The following is an 18,942-nucleotide window of genomic DNA, read 5'->3' on the forward strand; positions in this document are numbered from 1 at the left end:
AAAGTCGCCGTCGCCAGCAGCGCCGCCGCCCTCGTTCAGTGAGCGGACTTATAAATCTACCCAGCCAAACAAGTCAACACACCCACCGTCAAAAAACTGACATTTTTATCAAGCTATTGATTTTATTAGGTAGTTTCGTGGAGGGAAGCGAAAACAAGCGGAAGAGACGGAATCTTCCGACATTTTGCCACACGCCCAATGCCTGCCCTCCGGTCCTGACTACAAATAGCACGCAAGGAACCGTAACTTTGACGTCGGAGCATTTGCCTGCTCCTTACATACGGCTGTCAAAGTGCGGGGCCGTGCATTAGAAACGGCATATGAGACGCTTAAACACCACCCCAGATGCCGCAGGCCTGTTTGCATGACCAGAATGCCCGTTCCTATAAAGACCGAGTTGCCCGAACTTCCCGTCAGTGCCGTTCTCGGCGATATCGCCCAGGCTCTGGCCGGGGCGAAGCGCGCAGTTCTTTCGGCTCCACCGGGCGCGGGTAAAACGACGCTCGTGCCGCTTCATCTTTTGCAGCAGGACTGGCGGGGTGACGGCAAGATCATTCTTCTCGAACCACGCCGGCTTGCCGCCCGTGCCGCAGCCGGGCGCATGGCCGAACTGCTTCACGAGGATGTCGGGCAAACCGTCGGCTATCGCATGCGGCTCGACAATCGCGTCTCCTCGAAAACCCGGATAGAAGTGGTGACCGAAGGCGTGTTTGCCCGGATGGTTCTGGACGATCCTGAACTTGCCGGCGTTTCGACGGTGATTTTCGACGAGTTTCACGAACGTTCGCTCGACGGCGATTTCGGACTGGCGCTTGCACTCGATGTGCAGGGTGGGTTGCGCGACGATCTGCGTATCCTCGTCATGTCCGCCACTCTCGATGTCGAACGCATCAGCACGCTCATGGCAGGCGCGCCGGTCATTCAGAGCCTTGGGCGGACGTTTCCAATCGAGGTCCGTTATGAGGATCGTTGGCAGGGCGTGCCGATTGAAGAGAAAGTCACCAAGGCGATCACCGAAGCCCATGGGTCGGAAACCGGCTCCATCCTCGCCTTTCTACCGGGACAGGCGGAAATTATCCGAACGGCCACGCGGCTGGAGGGATGTTTTCCCGCAGATACGGATATCATTCCGCTTTACGGCAATCTTTCACAGAAGGAGCAGGATGCAGCGATAAAGCCGGCACCGGCCGGACGACGCAAGATCGTGCTCGCCACCTCGATTGCGGAGACCTCGATTACCATCGATGGCGTGCGTGTGGTGATCGACAGCGGATTGCAGCGACTACCTGTCTTCGAGCCGGCAACGGGAATCACGAGACTGGAGACGGTGCGGGTGTCGCGCGCTTCCGCCGACCAGCGGGCGGGTCGCGCCGGGCGGACAGAACCCGGTGTTGCGATCCGCCTGTGGCATCCGGGGCAGACGGCGGCGCTCAACGCCTTTACGCCACCGCAAATTCTGGCGAGCGATCTTGCCGGCCTTGCGCTCGATCTCGCCCATTGGGGCGTTCAGGATCCCTCTTCTCTTGCCTTTCTGGATATGCCCCCCGAAGCCGCACTTAAAGAATCAGTGGCGCTTCTCAAAAATCTGGGCGCGCTCGACAAAGGCGGAGCGCTGACGCAGCGCGGCCATCTGATGCGCGGCCTTTCACTACCGCCACGGCTGGCGGCCATGGTGATTGCGGCGGCAAGCGAAGGCGCGGGAAAAAAGGCGGCGATGCTCGCCGTCATGCTCACGGAACAGGGGCTCGGCGGAAACGATATCGATCTCGATGAACGGCTGCGGCGCTTTCTTTCCGACAGAAGCGAAAGGGCACAGGCGGCGCGCAAGCTGGCATCGAGGCTGTTCGACGCAATCGGCGACAAAACGGCGACAGTCGAGTTGCCCAGCGAGGCCGGTCCGCTGCTGCTGCATGCTTATCCGGACAGGATCGCGCTTCAGCGCGGCGCGCGGGGACGTTATGTGATGGCCAACGGGCGTGGCGCAGAGCTTGCCGAGACAGAACGGCTGGCGGCGAGCAAAATGCTGGTGGTTGCCGATATTACCGGGCGAGCGGCGCAGCCGCGCATCCTTGCGGCGGCAGGCATAGAGAGGAGCGATGTCGAAGAGCGGATGCCGCATCTCATCGTTCAGCAGGACCAGTTGCTTTTCGACAAGGCGAGCGGCCAGGCGCGCGCGCGAAAGGTGACGCGGCTTGGCGCCATCATCCTCGATGAGACACCCCTGCCCCGTCCCGAGGGCGAGCAGGCGGCACAGGCGCTCGCCAATGGCGTTCGGGAATTCGGCATCGGCATTCTTCCTTTTTCGAAAGAGACGCTGCAGTTGCGCGACAGGATCGGCTTTCTGAACGCCAGTATCGGGGAGCCCTGGCCGGATGTCAGCGACGAGGCATTGCTTTCCAGGCTGGACGAATGGTTCGTCCCTTTTCAGAACGGTGCGCGCAGCCTGCAGGACATCCGGCCCGGCAGCCTCTCCGAAGGGATCCTGTCTCTGGTGCCGCATGAGGTGGCGCGCGATCTCGCCAAGCTGGCGCCGACGCATTTCGAAGCACCGACGGGCCAGCGGCATCCCATCCGTTACGACGCCAGCGAACCGACGCTTTCCATTCGCGTGCAGGAACTTTTCGGGCTGAGAGCCCACCCGTCCATTGCGCAGGGACGGTTGCCGCTGCTGCTGGAATTGACCTCCCCGGCGCACAGGCCGATACAGACGACACGCGATCTTCCCGGCTTCTGGTCGGGGTCCTGGAAGGATGTACGGGCGGATATGCGCGGGCGTTATCCACGCCATCCATGGCCGGAAGACCCGGCATCGGCCCTGCCGACCAGCCGTGCAAAACCGCGCGGGACGTGACGATGATGAACAGGGCAAAGGAGATGAAGGTGGCTGGCCATTCTATCGAAACCACGAGGCTCGGCCGCGCCAGCCGCAGGATAAGGCTGCAGACCATCGTCTGGCTGCGCTGGCTGGCGGTTGCGGGACAGACGGCAACGATCCTGCTTGTCGCTTTCGGGCTCAATTTCCCCCTGCCGCTTCTGGCCTGCGGCCTTCTGATCGCGGCACTCGCTCTTGCAAATCTGTTTCTTACCGCCCGTTTTCCCTCCACCTATCGTCTGGAGCCCTGGGAAGCGACATTGCTGCTGGCCTTCGACCTGCTGCAATTGACGGCGCTCATTTACATCACCGGCGGACTTTCCAATCCCTTCGCGCCGCTGATCTGCGTGCAGGTCATCATTGCCTTTGCCTCCCAGCCACTGCGACATTCGCTCATTCTCCTCGGCTTTGCCGTCATCTGCTCGACCGCGATCGCTTTTTCACCCTTTCCGGTTCCGTGGTATCCCGGCGAGGTTTTGCCGATCCAGCTTCTGCTGCATGTCGGCACCTGGGTCGCGATCATCGCCACGACCTCGTTTGCGGCCTTTTACGCCTATCGCGTTTCGCATGAGGCCAATCAGCTGGCGGATGCGCTGGCTGCAACCGAACTGGTGCTGGAGCGGGAAAAACATCTCTCGCAGCTGGATGGGCTTGCGGCGGCAGCGGCGCATGAGCTCGGTACGCCGCTCGCGACCATCAGTGTCGTCGCGAAGGAGATGGAGCGGGAACTCGGAAACGACGAAAAATTTGGCGAAGATATAGCCCTGCTGCGCAGCCAGAGCGAAAGATGCCGCGATATTCTGCGCCGCCTCACCTCGCTTTCCGCCGACAATGAGGAGCACATGCGCCGCCTGCCGCTCTCCTCGCTGATAGAGGAGGTGATGGCGCCGCACCGGGAATTCGGCATCCGTCTCGAACTCGTTGAAAAGAACAATCGCGCCGACGAGCCGGTCGGCATCCGCAATGCCGGCATCATCTACGGTCTTGGCAACCTCATTGAAAACGGCGTGGATTATGCGCGGGAAAAGGTGACCGTGACGGTGGATTACGACCAGCAGAACGTCGCCGTCATCATTGAAGACGATGGGCCGGGTTATGCCTACGACGTGCTTGCCCGTATCGGCGAGCCCTATGTGACCGAACGTCACAATGACACACGGGCCGGCGGGCTCGGGCTCGGACTTTTCATCGCCAAGACCTTGCTGGAGCGCTCCGGCGCCACCGTCACCTTTGAGAATCGCGGCACGAGCGGAACCGGAGCGCGGGTCACAATCGTCTGGCCTCGAGCGCTTATGGACGATAAAAGAAGCCGTTGACTTTACCATCCACGTTGAAGCGGCGATAAGAAGAAGAAAACCAAGCCGACGAAGTTGCCGGAAGGCCGGAAACATGAAGATAGAAGACCAGAACAACTCCACCAGCGCGCCAACGGACGACATCGACCCGATCGGACCCGACAGATCGCTGCTGATCGTCGATGATGACGGCCCGTTCCTGCGCCGGCTTGCCCGGGCAATGGAAACACGCGGCTTTACCGTCGACACCGCCGAGACGGTCAGCGATGGCATTGCCCGCTCCAGAGCTGCACCGCCGAAATATGCGGTTGTCGATCTGAGGCTTGCGGATGGCAACGGTCTGGAAGTCATCGAGGCCATCAGGCAGAACCGGGACGATACGCAGATCGTCGTTCTGACCGGTTACGGCAATATCGCAACCGCCGTCACCGCCGTGAAACTTGGAGCGCTGGATTATCTCGCCAAGCCCGCCGATGCGGACGATGTGTTCAATGCGCTGACGCAGCGCAAGGGCGAAAAGACCGAAGTTCCCGAAAACCCGATGTCGGCAGACCGGGTTCGGTGGGAGCATATTCAGCGTGTCTATGAAATGTGCGAGCGCAACGTTTCGGAAACCGCCCGCCGGCTGAACATGCACCGGCGAACGCTGCAACGCATTCTCGCCAAACGCGCCCCCAAATAACGGAAGTCATTCTCCGAAGCTGCGCCCGGTCGTCCATTCCGCCAGCATCAGCCGGGTCGCAGCGGTTCGCGAGAAATCCAGCATCACCGACTTGCGGGTCGCGGGCGGCAATTTATGCTCGGGCGCATCGCGCAGCATATGGGCGCCATATCCATCCGACAGGATCAGCCCGCATTCCTCCGGGAATATGTCGGTCGGCACTTCAGGATGGGTTGCGAAGAACAGCCGGTCGCAATGCAGGCGGTATTCCGGCCATTTGCGATCGACACGGAAATCCTCGATGGAGGATTTGATTTCGATGATCCAGATCTCACCCTTGACCGACAGGCTGATGAGATCGGCCCGTCGCCCGCTTGCAAGCGGCAGTTCGGGCAGCACCGAATGGCGCATTTCGTGCAGAAGCACCTGAACGCCGCGGCGCACCAGCATCGCCTTGTCCGACTGGCGACCGTCTATTAACGGATTATTGTTGGTAACGGAAAGAATAGTCATGGATAAAGGCTGCTGAAGCGTTTGGCCTATTGTTGCAAAAAGGCAATCAACCGGCAATTTTAAATGCCCGACCGTTTCGCGGCGGCGCAACGGCTTGCCAAGAGCGGCTGAATGGAAAATAACCGATTTATCCAATTAAGCCTACTCTTTCGCACAATTTGGCGAATTTTCCGCGAGAACGACATGCGCATCCGTACCCCATTGACCGCACTCGGTCTGACGGCAGCACTGGCTCTGGCCGGCTGCGCCGAAACGACTTCCCAATCCTCCGCTCCGACCTCCGGCAAGATCGCAGCGTCTGTACCGGTTGCTGACCCCGTTCCGGCAAAGGTCGAAACGGTCCAGATCTTCAACGATGTCTACGGTCCCGTGACCGATGCGGGCTATGCGCTGCCGGCCATTCCAATCAATCGTGTGAATGAGAAGTATCGCCGTCAGATCGTCGAATTCCAGACATCCGAACGCGCCGGCACCATCATCGTCAATACGCGTGAGCGTTACCTCTATTACATCCTGTCCGGCAACCGCGCGGTTCGTTACGGCATCGGCGTCGGCAAGGCAGGTTTCGCCTGGGCCGGTGAGGCCTATGTCGCCTGGAAGCAGGAATGGCCGATGTGGCATCCGCCGAAAGAAATGGCGGACCGTAAGCCGGAAGTCGCCAAATATGTCGAGGCTGGCATGGGTCCGGGTCTTACCAACCCGCTCGGCGCGCGCGCCATGTATCTCTTCAATGAAAAGGGACAGGACACGCTGTTCCGCATCCATGGTTCGCCCGAATGGGCCTCGATCGGCACCGCCGCTTCTTCCGGCTGCATCCGCATGATCAATCAGGACGTCATCGACCTTTACAGCCGCGTTCGTCCCGGCCGCAGCACCAAGGTCATCGTGATCCAGTAAAGATCACATACCAGACAAGAAAAAGCCGCCGTGGATTTCCCCCGGCGGCTTTTTTGTTTCTCAGGACTGCTGACGGCTTCAGGCCGCCTGTTTGGCCTTCAGCTCCAGACGACGGCGGTGCAGAACCGGCTCGGTGTAGCCGTTCGGCTGTTCAAGGCCCTTCAGCACCAGTTCGACAGCCGCCTGAAATGCCACCGAGCCATCGAAATCGGATGCCATCGGCAGATAGGCCGGATCGCCGGCATTCTGCGCATCGACCACGGCGGCCATGCGCTTCATGGTTTCGACGATCTGGTCCTCTGTCACCACGCCGTGGCGCAGCCAGTTCGCCATGTGTTGTGCGGAGATGCGCAGCGTGGCGCGGTCTTCCATCAGCCCGATATTGTTGATATCCGGCACCTTCGAGCAGCCAACGCCCTGATCGACCCAGCGCACGACGTATCCGAGAATGCCCTGCGCGTTGTTGTCGAGTTCGCGCTGGATTTCTTCCGGCGTCCAGTTGGGACGCGGCGCGACCGGCACCGACAGAATATCGGAAAGCTTCGCCCGGCCGCGGCTTTTCAAACCTTCCTGAACAGCAGCGACATCGACCTTGTGATAATGCGTGGCATGCAGCGTCGCCGCCGTCGGCGATGGCACCCAGGCCGTATTGGCGCCGGCCTTCGGATGCGCGATCTTCTGCTCCAGCATCGCCGCCATCAGGTCCGGCATGGCCCACATGCCCTTGCCGATCTGCGCATGGCCGGAAAGGCCGCATTCGAGGCCGATATCGACGTTCCAGTTCTCGTAAGCCGCGATCCATGCCGCCTGCTTCATGTCGCCCTTGCGGATCATAGGACCCGCCTCCATCGAGGTGTGGATTTCGTCGCCAGTGCGGTCGAGGAAGCCCGTATTGATGAAGACGACGCGATCCTTCGCGGCACGGATGCTTTCCTTGAGGTTGACCGTGGTGCGGCGCTCCTCATCCATGATGCCCATCTTCATGGTGTTCTGCGCCATGCCGACAAGCTTTTCGACCCGGCTGAAGATTTCGTTGGCGAAGGCCACTTCCTCCGGCCCGTGCATCTTCGGCTTGACGACATACATGGAGCCGGCGCGGGAATTCTGACGCCGCCCGGATGGACCGACATCATAAAGGGCGATCAACGCCGTGACGACGGCATCCATGATGCCTTCAGGAACCTCCCGACCATCCCTGTCCAGGATCGCCGGATTGGTCATCAGATGACCGACATTGCGCACCAGCATCAGAGACCGACCCGGCAAGGTCAGCGCGGCACCATTGGGAGCCGTGTAATAGCGATCCGGGTTGAGGCTGCGTGTGAAGGTCTTGCCACCCTTGGATACTTCTTCGGTCAGGTCGCCGCGCATCAGGCCAAGCCAGTTGCCATAAACCAGCACCTTGTCTTCGGCGTCGACGGCGGCAACCGAATCTTCGCAATCCATGATGGTCGTGAGAGCGGATTCGAGAACGACATCGGAGATACCCGCCTTGTCGCCCTTGCCGATTTCGGTCGTGCGATCGATGACGATTTCGGTGTGCAGGCCATTCTTGCCGAGCAGGATCGTTGCAGGCTTTGCCGCTTCGCCGCTGAAACCCTTGAACTGGGCTGCATCCTTGAGACCAGTCCTGGCGTCGCCGATAGCAAGCTGCAACAGGCCATCCTCGATCTTGAAACCGGTCACCTCGGACCAGCTTCCCGTTTCCAGCGGCGCGGATTCATCGAGGAAGTTTCGCGCCCAGGCAATGACCTTTTCACCGCGCTTCGGATTATACCCCCTGCCCTTCTCCGCACCATCGGCGTCAGAAATAGCATCCGTGCCGTAAAGCGCATCGTAAAGCGAACCCCAGCGGGCATTGGCCGCATTCAGCGCATAACGCGCATTCATGACCGGAACGACGAGCTGCGGGCCGGCAACGGCGGCGATTTCAGGGTCGACATTGCTGGTTTCCACCTGGAAGCCGGGACCTTCCGGCAGCAGATAGCCGATTTCCTTCAGAAAGCCCTCATAGGCGTCAAAATCCGCCGGCGCGCCATTCTGCCGATACCAGCCATCCAGCTTTTCCTGCAGAGCGTCACGCTTTGCCAGCAATTCGCGGTTCTTCGGAGAAAGCTCGTGAACAATGGTCGAAAAACCTTCGAAGAACGCCTCGCTATCCAGACCCGTGCCGGGCAGGACGTCGTCAGTCAAAAAGGCATAAAGCCTGTCATCGATGGAAAGACCGAATTTATTCGTGCGGCTCACATGCGCCTCCTCTATTCTGGAGGCACAGATTGGACGCGGAGACGGCCGCTCGTCAATTGCGGCAGACAGCCAAATATTATTTCCGTTTTGGAAACAATGCGGGCGATAGTCGCCTTTTTCTACAAAAGCGCCTGCAAATCCTTGATGCGATCATTCACCAGCCAGCCGTAATAATTTTCCTCCGGCAACAGGGGCTGCTCCCCGCCTGAGGCGCGCTGGCGGTTCTTCTGGGCAAGAGCGGCAGCACGCTGCTGCGATCCGCCGACATTATAAAGCGTAGAGGTCACACCCGGATTTTTCGAAATATCCATGTCGGCAATAGATTTATAGTCGTCGATAGACTTGCGGATGGACGCCGCCATGAAAGCGAGCGACCGGTCAGGATCCATGATGGCGGTGTAGACGGCGGTGGCGTCGTTCTCATCCAGCTTCTCATAGCCCGAAGTTCTGGACACCATATCGGACAACATCAGCGCTGTGAGGGGGTTGATCTGGCCGAGGCCGAAGGTCTGACCGGCATAGAAGGGCTGGAAAAACACGGCGCTGAAACGGTTGTTCGGATAGGCGACACCATCGACCGTCTTGCCGCGGAAACTGTCTTCCCAGACATCTTCCCGACAGTTCCAGAGGCTGTAGGAATCCTTTTTCGACTGGCATTTGGCAAATTGCGAATGGGTCAGGAACTGCGCAATGGTTTCGTCCTTGTAGCCGAAACGGAAGCTGTTGCCCGCATAAGACGCCGCCTTGACGTAATAGGACTGCAGCCGGTCATAGGCGTCGACATTATAGGTATGTTCGCCGACGATCGCGCCTATCATATGGATCGGATCGATGCCGTAGCGCCCGGCCGTCGACTTGATCTTGGCGATCAGCGCCTTGTCGGAGGACAAAAGGTCGATGACCTTCTGGTATTTGCGCTCGAAGGAGGTGTTGGACGCCTTTGTTCTTTTTGCGGAAGCGCCGGGAACGCCGGGCTGTTCGGCATTGCGATTGCCTGGCGGAACGACCGTCGCGGCTTCGACGTAAGAAGACGCGGTGACGGTGAACGTCAAAGCAGCGGCAAATGCCAGAAGAGTTTTGCGCACGAGCGAATGCCTTTTCTCAAGCCTGCGATTTCCGCCAGCGAAAGATGCTGAGGAAACCGGATCATTCCACTAAAGCGGTTCCAACCGGAATGCAGCCCTTCCCATAAACAAAATGCGAGCTGAATGCGAGACAAGGCGGATAAAATAAAAGAGTGCGGCAAATATGGCCGCACTCTTCTTTCTCGTGTCCCTGAAATCTTCAGAGAATATAGCGGGACAAATCCGTATCGGCGGCGAGATCGCCGACATGTTTGCGAACATATTCCTGATCGATCTTGACGGCGGAGCCACCGCGATCCGGTGCATTGAAGGAAATCTCGTCCAGAACACGCTCCATCACCGTCTGCAGACGGCGCGCACCGATATTCTCGACCGACGAATTGAGATGAACAGCCACATCGGCCAGGGCATCGATTGCATCATCGGTGAAATCGAGGTCGAGTTCTTCCGTCGCCATCAGCGCTTTATACTGGCGGATGAGGCTTGCTTCCGTCTCCGTCAGGATACGGCGGAAATCCTCCTTGGTCAGCGGCTTCAGCTCCACACGGATCGGCAGACGGCCCTGAAGCTCCGGCAGAAGATCCGACGGCTTTGCCACATGGAAAGCGCCCGATGCGATGAAAAGAACGTGGTCGGTTTTTACCGGCCCGTATTTCGTCGAAACCGTCGTGCCTTCGACAAGCGGAAGCAAATCGCGCTGCACGCCTTCGCGCGAGACGCCGGCGCCCATGCCGCCGTCACGGGCGGCGATCTTGTCGATTTCGTCGAGGAAGACGATGCCGTCATTTTCGACCGATTTCACCGCCTCGCGCTGGATCATTTCATTGTCGAGCAGCTTGTCGGATTCATCGCGGATCAGATCGGCATAGGATTTCGATACCGTGGTACGCACTTTCTTGGTGCGTCCGCCCATGGCCTTGCCGAACATTTCCGACAGGTTGAGAACGCCGATATTGGCGCCCGGCATACCGGGAATTTCGAAACCGGGCATGCCCGATCCGCTATCCGCCACTTCGATATCGATTTCCTTGTCGTCCAGTTCGCCATCGCGCAGCTTCTTGCGGAAGCTTTCACGCGTGCCGGGCGAGGCGGTTGCGCCAACCAGCGCATCGAGCACCCGCTCTTCGGCGCTCTGGTGCGCCTTCGCCTGTACTTCGGCGCGCTTCTTTTCACGCACGAGGCCGATGCCGATCTCGACCAGATCGCGGATGATCTGCTCGACATCGCGGCCGACATAACCGACTTCGGTGAACTTGGTCGCCTCGACCTTGATGAAAGGCGCGCCGGCCAGCTTTGCGAGGCGGCGGGAAATCTCCGTCTTGCCGACACCGGTCGGCCCGATCATCAGAATGTTCTTGGGCATGACTTCATCCCGCAGGCTCTCATCGAGCTGCTGACGGCGCCAGCGGTTTCGCAGCGCAATCGCGACCGCACGTTTTGCATCGTGCTGGCCGATGATGTGGCGGTCCAGTTCCGAGACGATTTCCCGGGGAGAAAAAGTGGTCATTCTGTCCTCTCGGCTTTCCTGTTCCGGCCGGCCGTTCGGCCCGGCCCACAGGACCCATTGGTGAGAAATAGGCTTACTCGGCGTCGAGCGTTTCCACGACGAGATTGTGATTGGTATAAACGCAGATATCGGCGGCAATATCGAGCGACTGGCGCGCCACCTCCTCCGCCGATTTGTCCGTGTCCATCATGGCGCGGGCAGCCGCAAAGGCGTAATTGCCGCCGGAACCGATGGCGATCGCGCCGTGCTCAGGCTCCAGCACATCGCCATTGCCGGTGATGGCAAGCGTGGTGGATTTATCGGCCACCAGCATCATGGCTTCGAGATTGCGCAGATATTTATCTGTACGCCAGTCCTTCGCAAGCTCTACGGCGGCGCGCATGAGCTGGCCCGGATATTGCTCGAGTTTCTTTTCAAGACGGTCAAGCAACGTAAAAGCATCCGCCGTTGCACCGGCAAAACCGGCAATCACTTCACCCTTGCCGATGCGGCGAACCTTGCGGGCATTGCCCTTCATGACCGTCTGGCCAAGGCTTACCTGCCCGTCGCCAGCCATGACGACCTTGCCGCCCTTTCTGACTGTAATAATTGTTGTCATCAAACACCTGTCTGCCCTGCCGGGCCTGCGGTTAACGGGCCGGGATGCGGCCCTTCTCGGGTTCTATGTAAGTTTGCTTTTCACGATTGCAATCTTCGAGGCGACGCACCGTTTTGAGCATGTCAGGCAAGACGAGGGAACAACTGGATATTTGTGTCCCGTGCTGATAAGGAACGGCAACATTTTCACGGAGCGGCCAAAATGGCAGAACGTAAAGGCGAGATTATCCGCAAGACCAACGAGACCTCGGTTTCGGTGCGTGTGGATATCGACGGCACCGGCAAATCGAAAATTTCCACCGGCGTGGGATTTTTCGACCATATGCTGGACCAGCTGAGCCGCCATTCGCTGATCGACATGGAGATCGATGTTCAGGGCGACCTGCACATCGATGACCACCACACCGTGGAGGATACCGGCATCGCCATTGGCCAGGCGATCGCGAAAGCGCTTGGCGACCGGCGGGGTATTACCCGCTACGCCTCGCTCGATCTTGCCATGGACGAGACGATGACCAAAGCCGCCGTCGATATTTCCGGCCGGCCGTTCCTCGTCTGGAACGTCAATTTTTCCGCGCCGAAGATCGGCACTTTCGACACGGAGCTGGTGCGCGAGTTCTTTCAGGCGCTCGCCCAGAATGCCGGCATTACGCTGCATATCCTGAACCATTACGGCGCCAACAACCATCATATCGCCGAGACATGCTTCAAGGCCGTTGCCCGCGTTCTTCGCACGGCAACCGAGATCGACCCCCGGCAGGCAGGCCGCGTTCCCTCGACAAAGGGCATGCTGGCCTGACGCCAAAGCTGTCAGGAAGCCCATGACAAGCTATCTCGTTCTGGAAGCCCCCAACGGGCCGGACAGGGACCACAAGACGACCCGCTTCATTGCCGACCGTTTCGTCTGGCTGGCTCTCATTGCGCCCTGGTTATGGCTTGCGATCAACCGGCTGTGGCTGGCGACGGCGGTTGTTGTGATCGCCCTCATTCTGGCCGGTCAGGTCTCGATATTAGCGGGATTTGAACCGGTTGGCATTCTCTGCGGTTTCGCCATCGGGCTCATCACGGCGCTGGAGGGACGCAATTTTCTCGTCCGGCACCTGATCCGAAAGGGCTGGACGCTGACATCCGTCGTTTCCGCCCCTGATCTTTCGAGCGCCGAAGACATATATTTCTCCGGTCTCTCCGAAAACACCGAGAGGGCGGAACAGCTGTCCCAGCCGGTCTGGACCCCTTCGCCGCAAAAGAGCGGCGACAAAAACTTCGTCAACGATCCCGCCGGATCGTTTCTTTTCGACTTGAATGGAAGGCGCTGACATGCGTGTCGCGATCATCGACTACGGTTCGGGCAACCTGCGTTCGGCCACAAAAGCTTTCGAGCGTGCCGCCCGCGAAGCCGGCATCAATGCAACCATCGACCTGACCGACAAGCCGGATCATGTCGCCTCGGCGGATCGCATCGTTTTGCCGGGCGTCGGCGCCTATGCGGATTGCCGCGCCGGTCTCGACGCCGTTCCCGGCATGCATGACGCACTCATCGAAGCCGTGGAGAAAAAGGCCCATCCCTTCCTCGGCATTTGCGTCGGCATGCAGCTCATGTCCTCGCGCGGGCTGGAAAAGACTGTCAGCACCGGGCTCGGCTGGATCGAAGGCGATGTCGTGGAAATGACGCCATCCGATCCCAGCCTCAAGATTCCGCAGATCGGCTGGAACACGCTGGAAATCCGCTACGCCCACCCTCTGTTCGACGGCATCAAGACCGGCGCGGACGGGTTGCACGCCTATTTCGTGCATTCCTATCATCTGGCCGCCAAGCACTCGACGGATGTCATCGCCACCACCAATTACGGTGGCGCGATGACGGCTTTCGTCGGTCGCGACAATATGGCGGGCGCGCAATTCCACCCGGAAAAGAGCCAGACGCTCGGCCTTGCCCTGATTTCCAATTTCCTGCGCTGGAAGCCCTGACATGATTCTTTTTCCCGCAATCGACCTTAAAGACGGCCAGTGCGTTCGCCTGAAACTCGGCGATATGGACCAGGCCACCGTTTATAACGAGGACCCCGGCGCGCAGGCGAAGGCCTTTGAGGATCAGGGCTTCGAATGGCTGCATGTCGTTGATCTCAACGGCGCATTCGCCGGCCAGACCGTGAATGGCGAGGCAGTCGACGCCATTCTGAAAGCCACGAAAAACCCGGTACAGCTGGGTGGCGGCATCCGCACGCTCGATCATATCGAAGCGTGGCTGAGCCGTGGGCTTGCCCGTGTCATTCTCGGGACCGTTGCGGTGCGCGATCCGGTTCTCGTTATCGAAGCCTGCAAGCGTTTCCCCGGCCAGGTCGCCGTCGGCATCGATGCCAAGGGCGGCAAGGTTGCCGTTGAGGGCTGGGCGGAAGCGTCCGAACTCGGCGTCATCGAACTGGCCAAACGTTTCGAGGGTGCCGGCGTCGCCGCCATCATCTATACCGATATCGATCGCGACGGCATTCTGGCCGGCATCAACTGGGCTTCGACGCTGGAACTGGCCGACGCCGTTTCCATCCCGGTCATTGCCTCCGGCGGTCTCGCCTCCATCGACGACATCAAGCGCATGTTGCAGCCGGATGCCGCAAAGCTCGAAGGCGCGATTTCCGGCCGCGCGCTTTACGACGGCCGTATCGACCCTGCTGAGGCGCTCGCCCTCATCAAGGCCGCAAAGGAGGCACGCGTATGACCCTAAAAGCTCGCGTTATTCCCTGCCTGGACGTGAAAGACGGCCGTGTCGTCAAGGGCGTGAACTTCGTCGACCTGATCGATGCCGGCGACCCGGTCGAGGCAGCGAAAGCCTATGATGCGGCAGGGGCGGACGAACTCTGCTTCCTGGACATTACCGCCTCCTCGGATAATCGCGACACGATCTTCGATGTCGTCTCGCGTACCGCCGATCATTGCTTCATGCCGCTGACCGTCGGTGGCGGGGTTCGCGCCGTCGCCGACATCCGCAAGCTGCTTCTGTGCGGGGCCGATAAGGTCTCGATCAATTCCGCAGCGGTCAAGGATCCCGACTTCGTGGCGCAGGCGGCCGACAAGTTCGGCAACCAGTGCATCGTCGTTTCCATCGACGCCAAGCGGGTTTCGAAGGATGGAGAAGAAGGCCGCTGGGAAATCTTCACCCATGGCGGACGCCAGCCCACCGGTATCGACGCCGTGGAATTCGCCATCAAGATGGTCGAACGCGGCGCTGGCGAATTGCTTGTTACCTCGATGGATCGCGACGGCACCAAGAGCGGATACGATATCGGCCTGACACGCAGCATTGCCGATCGGGTTCGCGTGCCCGTCATCGCCTCCGGCGGCGTCGGCACGCTGGACGATCTGGTGGCGGGCGTGCGCGATGGCCATGCAACTGCGGTGCTCGCTGCCTCCATCTTCCACTTCGGCACCTATTCGATCGGGCAAGCCAAGAACTACATGGCGGAGCACGGCGTCGCCATGCGTCTCGATTGATTGCAGGAATTTCCCATGAGCGCATTTTCCCTTTCCGATCTGGAGCGCATCGTCGCGACCCGCGCCGCTGCCTCTCCTGAAGAATCCTGGACGGCCAAGCTGGTTGCGGCGGGCCAGGAGCGCGCGGCGAAAAAACTCGGCGAAGAAGCGGTCGAAGCCGTTATCGCGGCCATCGCGAAAGATCGCGACGGGCTGAAGAACGAGGCGGCCGATCTGCTCTACCATCTGCTGGTGGTGCTGAAGATCGCAGATATTCCGTTGGACGACGTTTTTGCCGAGCTGGAGCGTCGTACGGGGCAAACCGGCCTTGCGGAAAAAGCGGCGAGGCCGACATCATGAATGTCGAGGCAGGCAGCGGGGAGAGAGGCATGCCGAGCACACTCGATCATTTCCGACCGGATGAATATTCGCCCTACCACTTCTTCAGTTCGGAAGAATGGTCGAAGTTTCGTGCCGATACACCACTGACGCTTTCCGCCGACGAGGTCAAACGTCTCCGCTCGCTGGACGACCCGATCGATCTGGACGAGGTGCGGCGCATTTACCTGTCATTGTCGCGCCTCCTGTCATCGCATGTGGAGGCGTCGCAGCTGCTGTTCGAACAGCGCAACCGCTTCCTCAACATGGCTGACGTCAACAAGACGCCTTTCGTAATCGGCATTGCCGGCTCCGTGGCGGTTGGAAAATCGACGACGGCGCGTATCCTGAAGGAGCTTCTGGCGCGCTGGCCCTCCAGCCCCAAGGTCGATCTCATCACGACAGACGGATTTCTTTATCCGAATGAGGTTCTACGGCGCGAGAACCTGATGGAGCGCAAGGGTTTTCCCGAGAGCTACGATATCGGCGCGCTCCTGCGTTTCCTGTCGGCGATCAAGGCGGGCCAGCCGAATGTAAAAGCGCCGCGTTATTCGCACCTGACCTACGACGTTCTGCCGAACGAGTTCACTGTCATCGACCAGCCCGATATTCTCATCTTCGAAGGCATCAACGTGCTGCAATCGCGCGATTTGCCGGCGGGTGGACGGATCGTGCCGATCGTTTCCGACTTCTTCGATTTCTCGATCTATATCGATGCCGATGAGGGCCTTATTCACAACTGGTATGTGAACCGGTTCATGAATCTGAGAAAAACCGCCTTCCGCGATCCCAGTTCGTTCTTCAACCGTTATGCCTCGATCAGTGAAGAAGCGGCGTTGAGCATTGCCGAAGGGCTCTGGCAGAACATCAACCTGAAGAACCTGCGGCAGAACATCGTGCCGACGCGCCCGCGCGCCGATCTTATTCTACGCAAAGGCAGGAACCATCTGATCGACACCGTTGCGCTTCGTAAGCTCTGAAAATCAAGCACCTTCGGATTAGTCGCCGGAGGGCTTGCCGCGCATCTTCTTGATATCCGAACGGCCGGACTTTGCCTTCAGACGACGCTCGACCGAGCCTTTTGTCGGCTTGGTGGCCTTGCGAACCGGTGGCGGCGGAGCCGCCGCCTCCAGGATCAACTCCTTAAGCCGCTCGCGTGCATCTTCGCGATTGCGCTCCTGGCTGCGAAACCGGCTTGCCTCGATCATCAGCACGCCGTCTTTCGACACACGCCTGCCACCCAGACGCAGCGCATTGGCCTTCACCCGGTCCGAAAGCGATGGCGAATTGGCAATGTCGAAAAACAGCTGAACCGCCGTCGAGACCTTGTTGACGTTCTGGCCGCCCGGCCCGCCGGCCAGCACGAATTGCTCCGTCAGCTCCCAGCCGGCGATGGTGATACGGTTGCTGATGTAAAGCGGGTCGCTGGCCATGATCTTTCTCCGCGCCGGTGATGCCATAGATCGGCAGGAATGGAAACAGCAGGCCAAACGAAAGAACCCGGCACAAGGCCGGGTCCCCTCCTCCTCACAAATGAGGCTTTATTATTCAGCCGCGAGCAAAAGGCCCGGGGCTGCATCGCGAACCTTGCTGTCGACGTGATCTTCGAACTTGGTGAAGTTCGTGACGAACATGGAGACCAGCTTCTTTGCCTGCGCGTCATAAGCTGCGCCGTCGGCCCAGGTCGAACGCGGATCGAGGATCGCGCTGTCGACGCCATCCAGCGACAGCGGCACGGCGAAACCGAAATTCGCGTCGGTGCGGAATTCCGCATTCTTCAGGTCGCCGGTCAGTGCGGCGGTCAGAAGCGCGCGGGTTGCCTTGATGGGCATGCGCTTGCCGATGCCGTAAGCACCGCCGGTCCAGCCGGTATTGACCAGCCAGCAATCCACACCATGCTTGCCGATCAGTTCGCGCAGCAGGTTGCCGTATTCCGCCGGGTGGCGCGGCATGAAGGGTGCGCCGAAGCAGGTGGAGAAGGTCGCTTCCGGCTCGGTCACGCCCTTTTCCGTGCCGGCAACCTTTGCGGTGTAACCGGAGAGGAAGTGGTACATGGCCTGTTCCGGCGTCAGCCGGGCAATCGGCGGCAGCACGCCGAAGGCATCCGCCGTGAGCATGATGATCGTCTTCGGATGGCCGGCAATGCCGGTCTCCGATGCATTCGGAATGAAGTGCAACGGATAGGCGCTACGGGTATTTTCCGTCAGCGAGTTGTCGTTGAAATCGGGAACGCGGTTTTCGTCCAGCACGACGTTCTCGAGAACCGTGCCGAAACGGCGGGTCGCGGCGTAGATTTCCGGCTCGGCTTCAGCCGAAAGCTTGATCGCTTTGGCATAGCAGCCACCTTCGAAGTTGAAGATGCCGTGCTCGCCCCAGCCATGTTCGTCATCGCCGATCAGCGTGCGCGAAGGATCGGCAGACAGCGTGGTCTTTCCAGTGCCGGAGAGGCCGAAGAACACGGCGGAATCACCCTGCGGACCGACATTGGCGGAGCAATGCATGGGCATCACGCCCTTTGCCGGCAGCAGGTAGTTCAGCACCGTGAAGACCGACTTCTTGTTTTCACCGGCATAGGAGGTGCCGCCGATCAGAACGAGGCCGTTGGTCAGATCGCAGGCGATGACGGTTTCCGAACGGACACCGTGACGGGCCGGATCGGCCTTGAAGCTCGGCAGGTTGATGATGGTGAGCTTCTGTTTGAAACCCGCCAGTTTTTCCCGCTTCGGACGGATCAGCAGATTGCGGATGAACAGCGAGTGCCAGGCAAGTTCGGTGACGACGCGTGTCGGCAGAGCATTTTCCTCATCGGCACCGCCGATCAGATCCTGCACGTAAAGCGTCTTGCCGGCGGCATGGGCCAGCATGTCCTTGCGCAGCAGCTCGAATTTTTCCGGCGAAAGCGGCTTGTTGTTGTCCCACCAGATGGTGTTCTCGGTGGACGCATCGCGGACGACGAATTTGTCCTTCGGAGAACGGCCCGTGTGCTGGCCGGTGACGGCGCGCAACGCGCCATCGATGGTCAGTTCGGCCTCGCCATTGCGGATCGCCTCTTCGTATAATTCGCTCTCGTTGAGGTTATAAAAGACGCGGGAGGCCTCGCCCAGTCCGAGTTCCGCAACTCCATTGGCAGGATTATGAACCCCAAGCTCGTTCATGACGCGTTCCTTGTTAATGACGATAAGGACGTTGAAATTTCCTCGGAAAATACGTGGCAGCTTTTGGAAACGCAAGAGCATAACTTTAAAAAACTTAGTGATTTCAATATATTAATCGATTTAAAAGATTTTATTTCTTTTTAAATCGGTTGAAGACGCATTAAAATCCAGCTGCGGCCTTTTCGCAAAATCCGCTCCCGCCTAGGCGGCGATTTCGGAGCGAGTTTTCCTTTGCCACAATTTGTTCCACCTTTATACTCAAGAGAGTGG

At 59.4% G+C, this 18,942-nt stretch carries 18 protein-coding genes; 11 read left to right on the plus strand and 7 right to left on the minus strand.

Annotated elements, in window-relative coordinates; all coding sequences use genetic code 11:
- The first annotated feature begins 364 nt into the window (after nt 1-364).
- The 3 genes from hrpB (at nt 365) to BTE54_RS09230 (ending at nt 4,849) form a co-directional block, all read left to right on the plus strand.
- The gene (hrpB, locus tag BTE54_RS09220; protein ID WP_078052245.1) at nt 365-2,851 is read left to right on the plus strand and encodes an ATP-dependent helicase HrpB; all 2,487 of its coding nucleotides are present in this window, start codon (nt 365-367) and stop codon (nt 2,849-2,851) included.
- Nucleotides 2,852-2,880: 29 nt separating this feature from the next.
- Entirely contained in the window at nt 2,881-4,188 is a 1,308-nt protein-coding gene (gene actS, locus BTE54_RS09225) for a two-component system sensor histidine kinase ActS (RefSeq protein WP_078052431.1), read from the plus strand.
- Nucleotides 4,189-4,261: 73 nt separating this feature from the next.
- Nucleotides 4,262-4,849 (plus strand): ActR/PrrA/RegA family redox response regulator transcription factor, encoded by a 588-nt coding sequence (locus BTE54_RS09230; protein WP_078052246.1) that lies wholly within the window; start codon nt 4,262-4,264, stop codon nt 4,847-4,849.
- Nucleotides 4,850-4,855: 6 nt separating this feature from the next.
- Here BTE54_RS09230 and BTE54_RS09235 read toward each other — a convergent pair whose 3' ends face one another.
- The gene (locus BTE54_RS09235; protein ID WP_004444350.1) at nt 4,856-5,341 is read right to left on the minus strand and encodes an MmcB family DNA repair protein; all 486 of its coding nucleotides are present in this window, start codon (nt 5,339-5,341) and stop codon (nt 4,856-4,858) included.
- A 183-nt stretch (nt 5,342-5,524) separates the two neighbouring features.
- Here BTE54_RS09235 and BTE54_RS09240 point away from each other — a divergent pair, with 183 nt between their 5' ends.
- Nucleotides 5,525-6,238, plus strand: coding sequence for a L,D-transpeptidase (locus BTE54_RS09240; protein ID WP_003521204.1), 714 nt, complete (start codon nt 5,525-5,527; stop codon nt 6,236-6,238).
- A gap of 78 nt (nt 6,239-6,316) precedes the next feature.
- Here the strand turns inward: BTE54_RS09240 and BTE54_RS09245 are convergent, their stop codons facing one another.
- The 4 genes from BTE54_RS09245 to hslV all read right to left on the minus strand — a co-directional run bounded on the left by BTE54_RS09245 (nt 6,317) and on the right by hslV (nt 11,675).
- Nucleotides 6,317-8,485 (minus strand): malate synthase G, encoded by a 2,169-nt coding sequence (locus tag BTE54_RS09245; protein ID WP_078052247.1) that lies wholly within the window; start codon nt 8,483-8,485, stop codon nt 6,317-6,319.
- A 119-nt stretch (nt 8,486-8,604) separates the two neighbouring features.
- Nucleotides 8,605-9,570, minus strand: coding sequence for a DUF1402 family protein (locus tag BTE54_RS09250; protein WP_065656796.1), 966 nt, complete (start codon nt 9,568-9,570; stop codon nt 8,605-8,607).
- A 199-nt stretch (nt 9,571-9,769) separates the two neighbouring features.
- Nucleotides 9,770-11,077 (minus strand): ATP-dependent protease ATPase subunit HslU, encoded by a 1,308-nt coding sequence (hslU, locus tag BTE54_RS09255; RefSeq protein WP_078052248.1) that lies wholly within the window; start codon nt 11,075-11,077, stop codon nt 9,770-9,772.
- A 73-nt stretch (nt 11,078-11,150) separates the two neighbouring features.
- Nucleotides 11,151-11,675: an ATP-dependent protease subunit HslV gene (gene hslV, locus BTE54_RS09260; protein ID WP_003521197.1), complete on the minus strand. Its 525-nt coding sequence runs from the start codon at nt 11,673-11,675 to the stop codon at nt 11,151-11,153.
- 201 nt (nt 11,676-11,876) lie between these two features.
- On the opposite strand from hslV, the gene hisB reads away from it, so the two are divergent.
- Genes hisB through coaA form a run of 7 tightly spaced genes read left to right on the plus strand, consistent with a single transcriptional unit; the run spans nt 11,877 to nt 16,497 of the window.
- Nucleotides 11,877-12,473, plus strand: a complete 597-nt coding sequence (gene hisB, locus BTE54_RS09265) for an imidazoleglycerol-phosphate dehydratase HisB (RefSeq protein WP_078052249.1) — start codon at nt 11,877-11,879, stop codon at nt 12,471-12,473.
- Nucleotides 12,474-12,495: 22 nt separating this feature from the next.
- Complete coding sequence (locus BTE54_RS09270; RefSeq protein WP_078052250.1) at nt 12,496-12,990, plus strand: DUF2628 domain-containing protein; 495 nt, start codon at nt 12,496-12,498, stop codon at nt 12,988-12,990.
- Nucleotide 12,991: 1 nt separating this feature from the next.
- The gene (gene hisH / locus BTE54_RS09275; RefSeq protein WP_078052251.1) at nt 12,992-13,642 is read left to right on the plus strand and encodes an imidazole glycerol phosphate synthase subunit HisH; all 651 of its coding nucleotides are present in this window, start codon (nt 12,992-12,994) and stop codon (nt 13,640-13,642) included.
- A gap of 1 nt (nt 13,643) precedes the next feature.
- Entirely contained in the window at nt 13,644-14,387 is a 744-nt protein-coding gene (gene hisA / locus BTE54_RS09280) for a 1-(5-phosphoribosyl)-5-[(5-phosphoribosylamino)methylideneamino]imidazole-4-carboxamide isomerase (protein WP_078052252.1), read from the plus strand.
- On the plus strand, nt 14,384-15,160 hold the full coding sequence (gene hisF, locus BTE54_RS09285) for an imidazole glycerol phosphate synthase subunit HisF (protein ID WP_078052253.1): 777 nt from the start codon (nt 14,384-14,386) through the stop codon (nt 15,158-15,160). Before hisA ends, hisF begins: the two co-directional genes overlap by 4 nt.
- Nucleotides 15,161-15,175: 15 nt before the next feature.
- Nucleotides 15,176-15,499, plus strand: a complete 324-nt coding sequence (locus tag BTE54_RS09290) for a phosphoribosyl-ATP diphosphatase (protein ID WP_078052432.1) — start codon at nt 15,176-15,178, stop codon at nt 15,497-15,499.
- Nucleotides 15,496-16,497 (plus strand): type I pantothenate kinase, encoded by a 1,002-nt coding sequence (coaA, locus tag BTE54_RS09295; RefSeq protein WP_174036646.1) that lies wholly within the window; start codon nt 15,496-15,498, stop codon nt 16,495-16,497. Before BTE54_RS09290 ends, coaA begins: the two co-directional genes overlap by 4 nt.
- A gap of 18 nt (nt 16,498-16,515) precedes the next feature.
- Here the strand turns inward: coaA and arfB are convergent, their stop codons facing one another.
- Complete coding sequence (gene arfB, locus BTE54_RS09300) at nt 16,516-16,950, minus strand: alternative ribosome rescue aminoacyl-tRNA hydrolase ArfB (RefSeq protein ID WP_078052254.1); 435 nt, start codon at nt 16,948-16,950, stop codon at nt 16,516-16,518.
- Between the two features lie 111 nt (nt 16,951-17,061).
- Nucleotides 17,062-18,672, minus strand: coding sequence for a phosphoenolpyruvate carboxykinase (locus BTE54_RS09305; RefSeq protein WP_078052434.1), 1,611 nt, complete (start codon nt 18,670-18,672; stop codon nt 17,062-17,064).
- Nucleotides 18,673-18,942 lie beyond the last annotated feature (270 nt).

This window comes from Agrobacterium sp. YIC 4121, from assembly GCF_002008205.1.
GTDB lineage: Bacteria > Pseudomonadota > Alphaproteobacteria > Rhizobiales > Rhizobiaceae > Agrobacterium > Agrobacterium leguminum.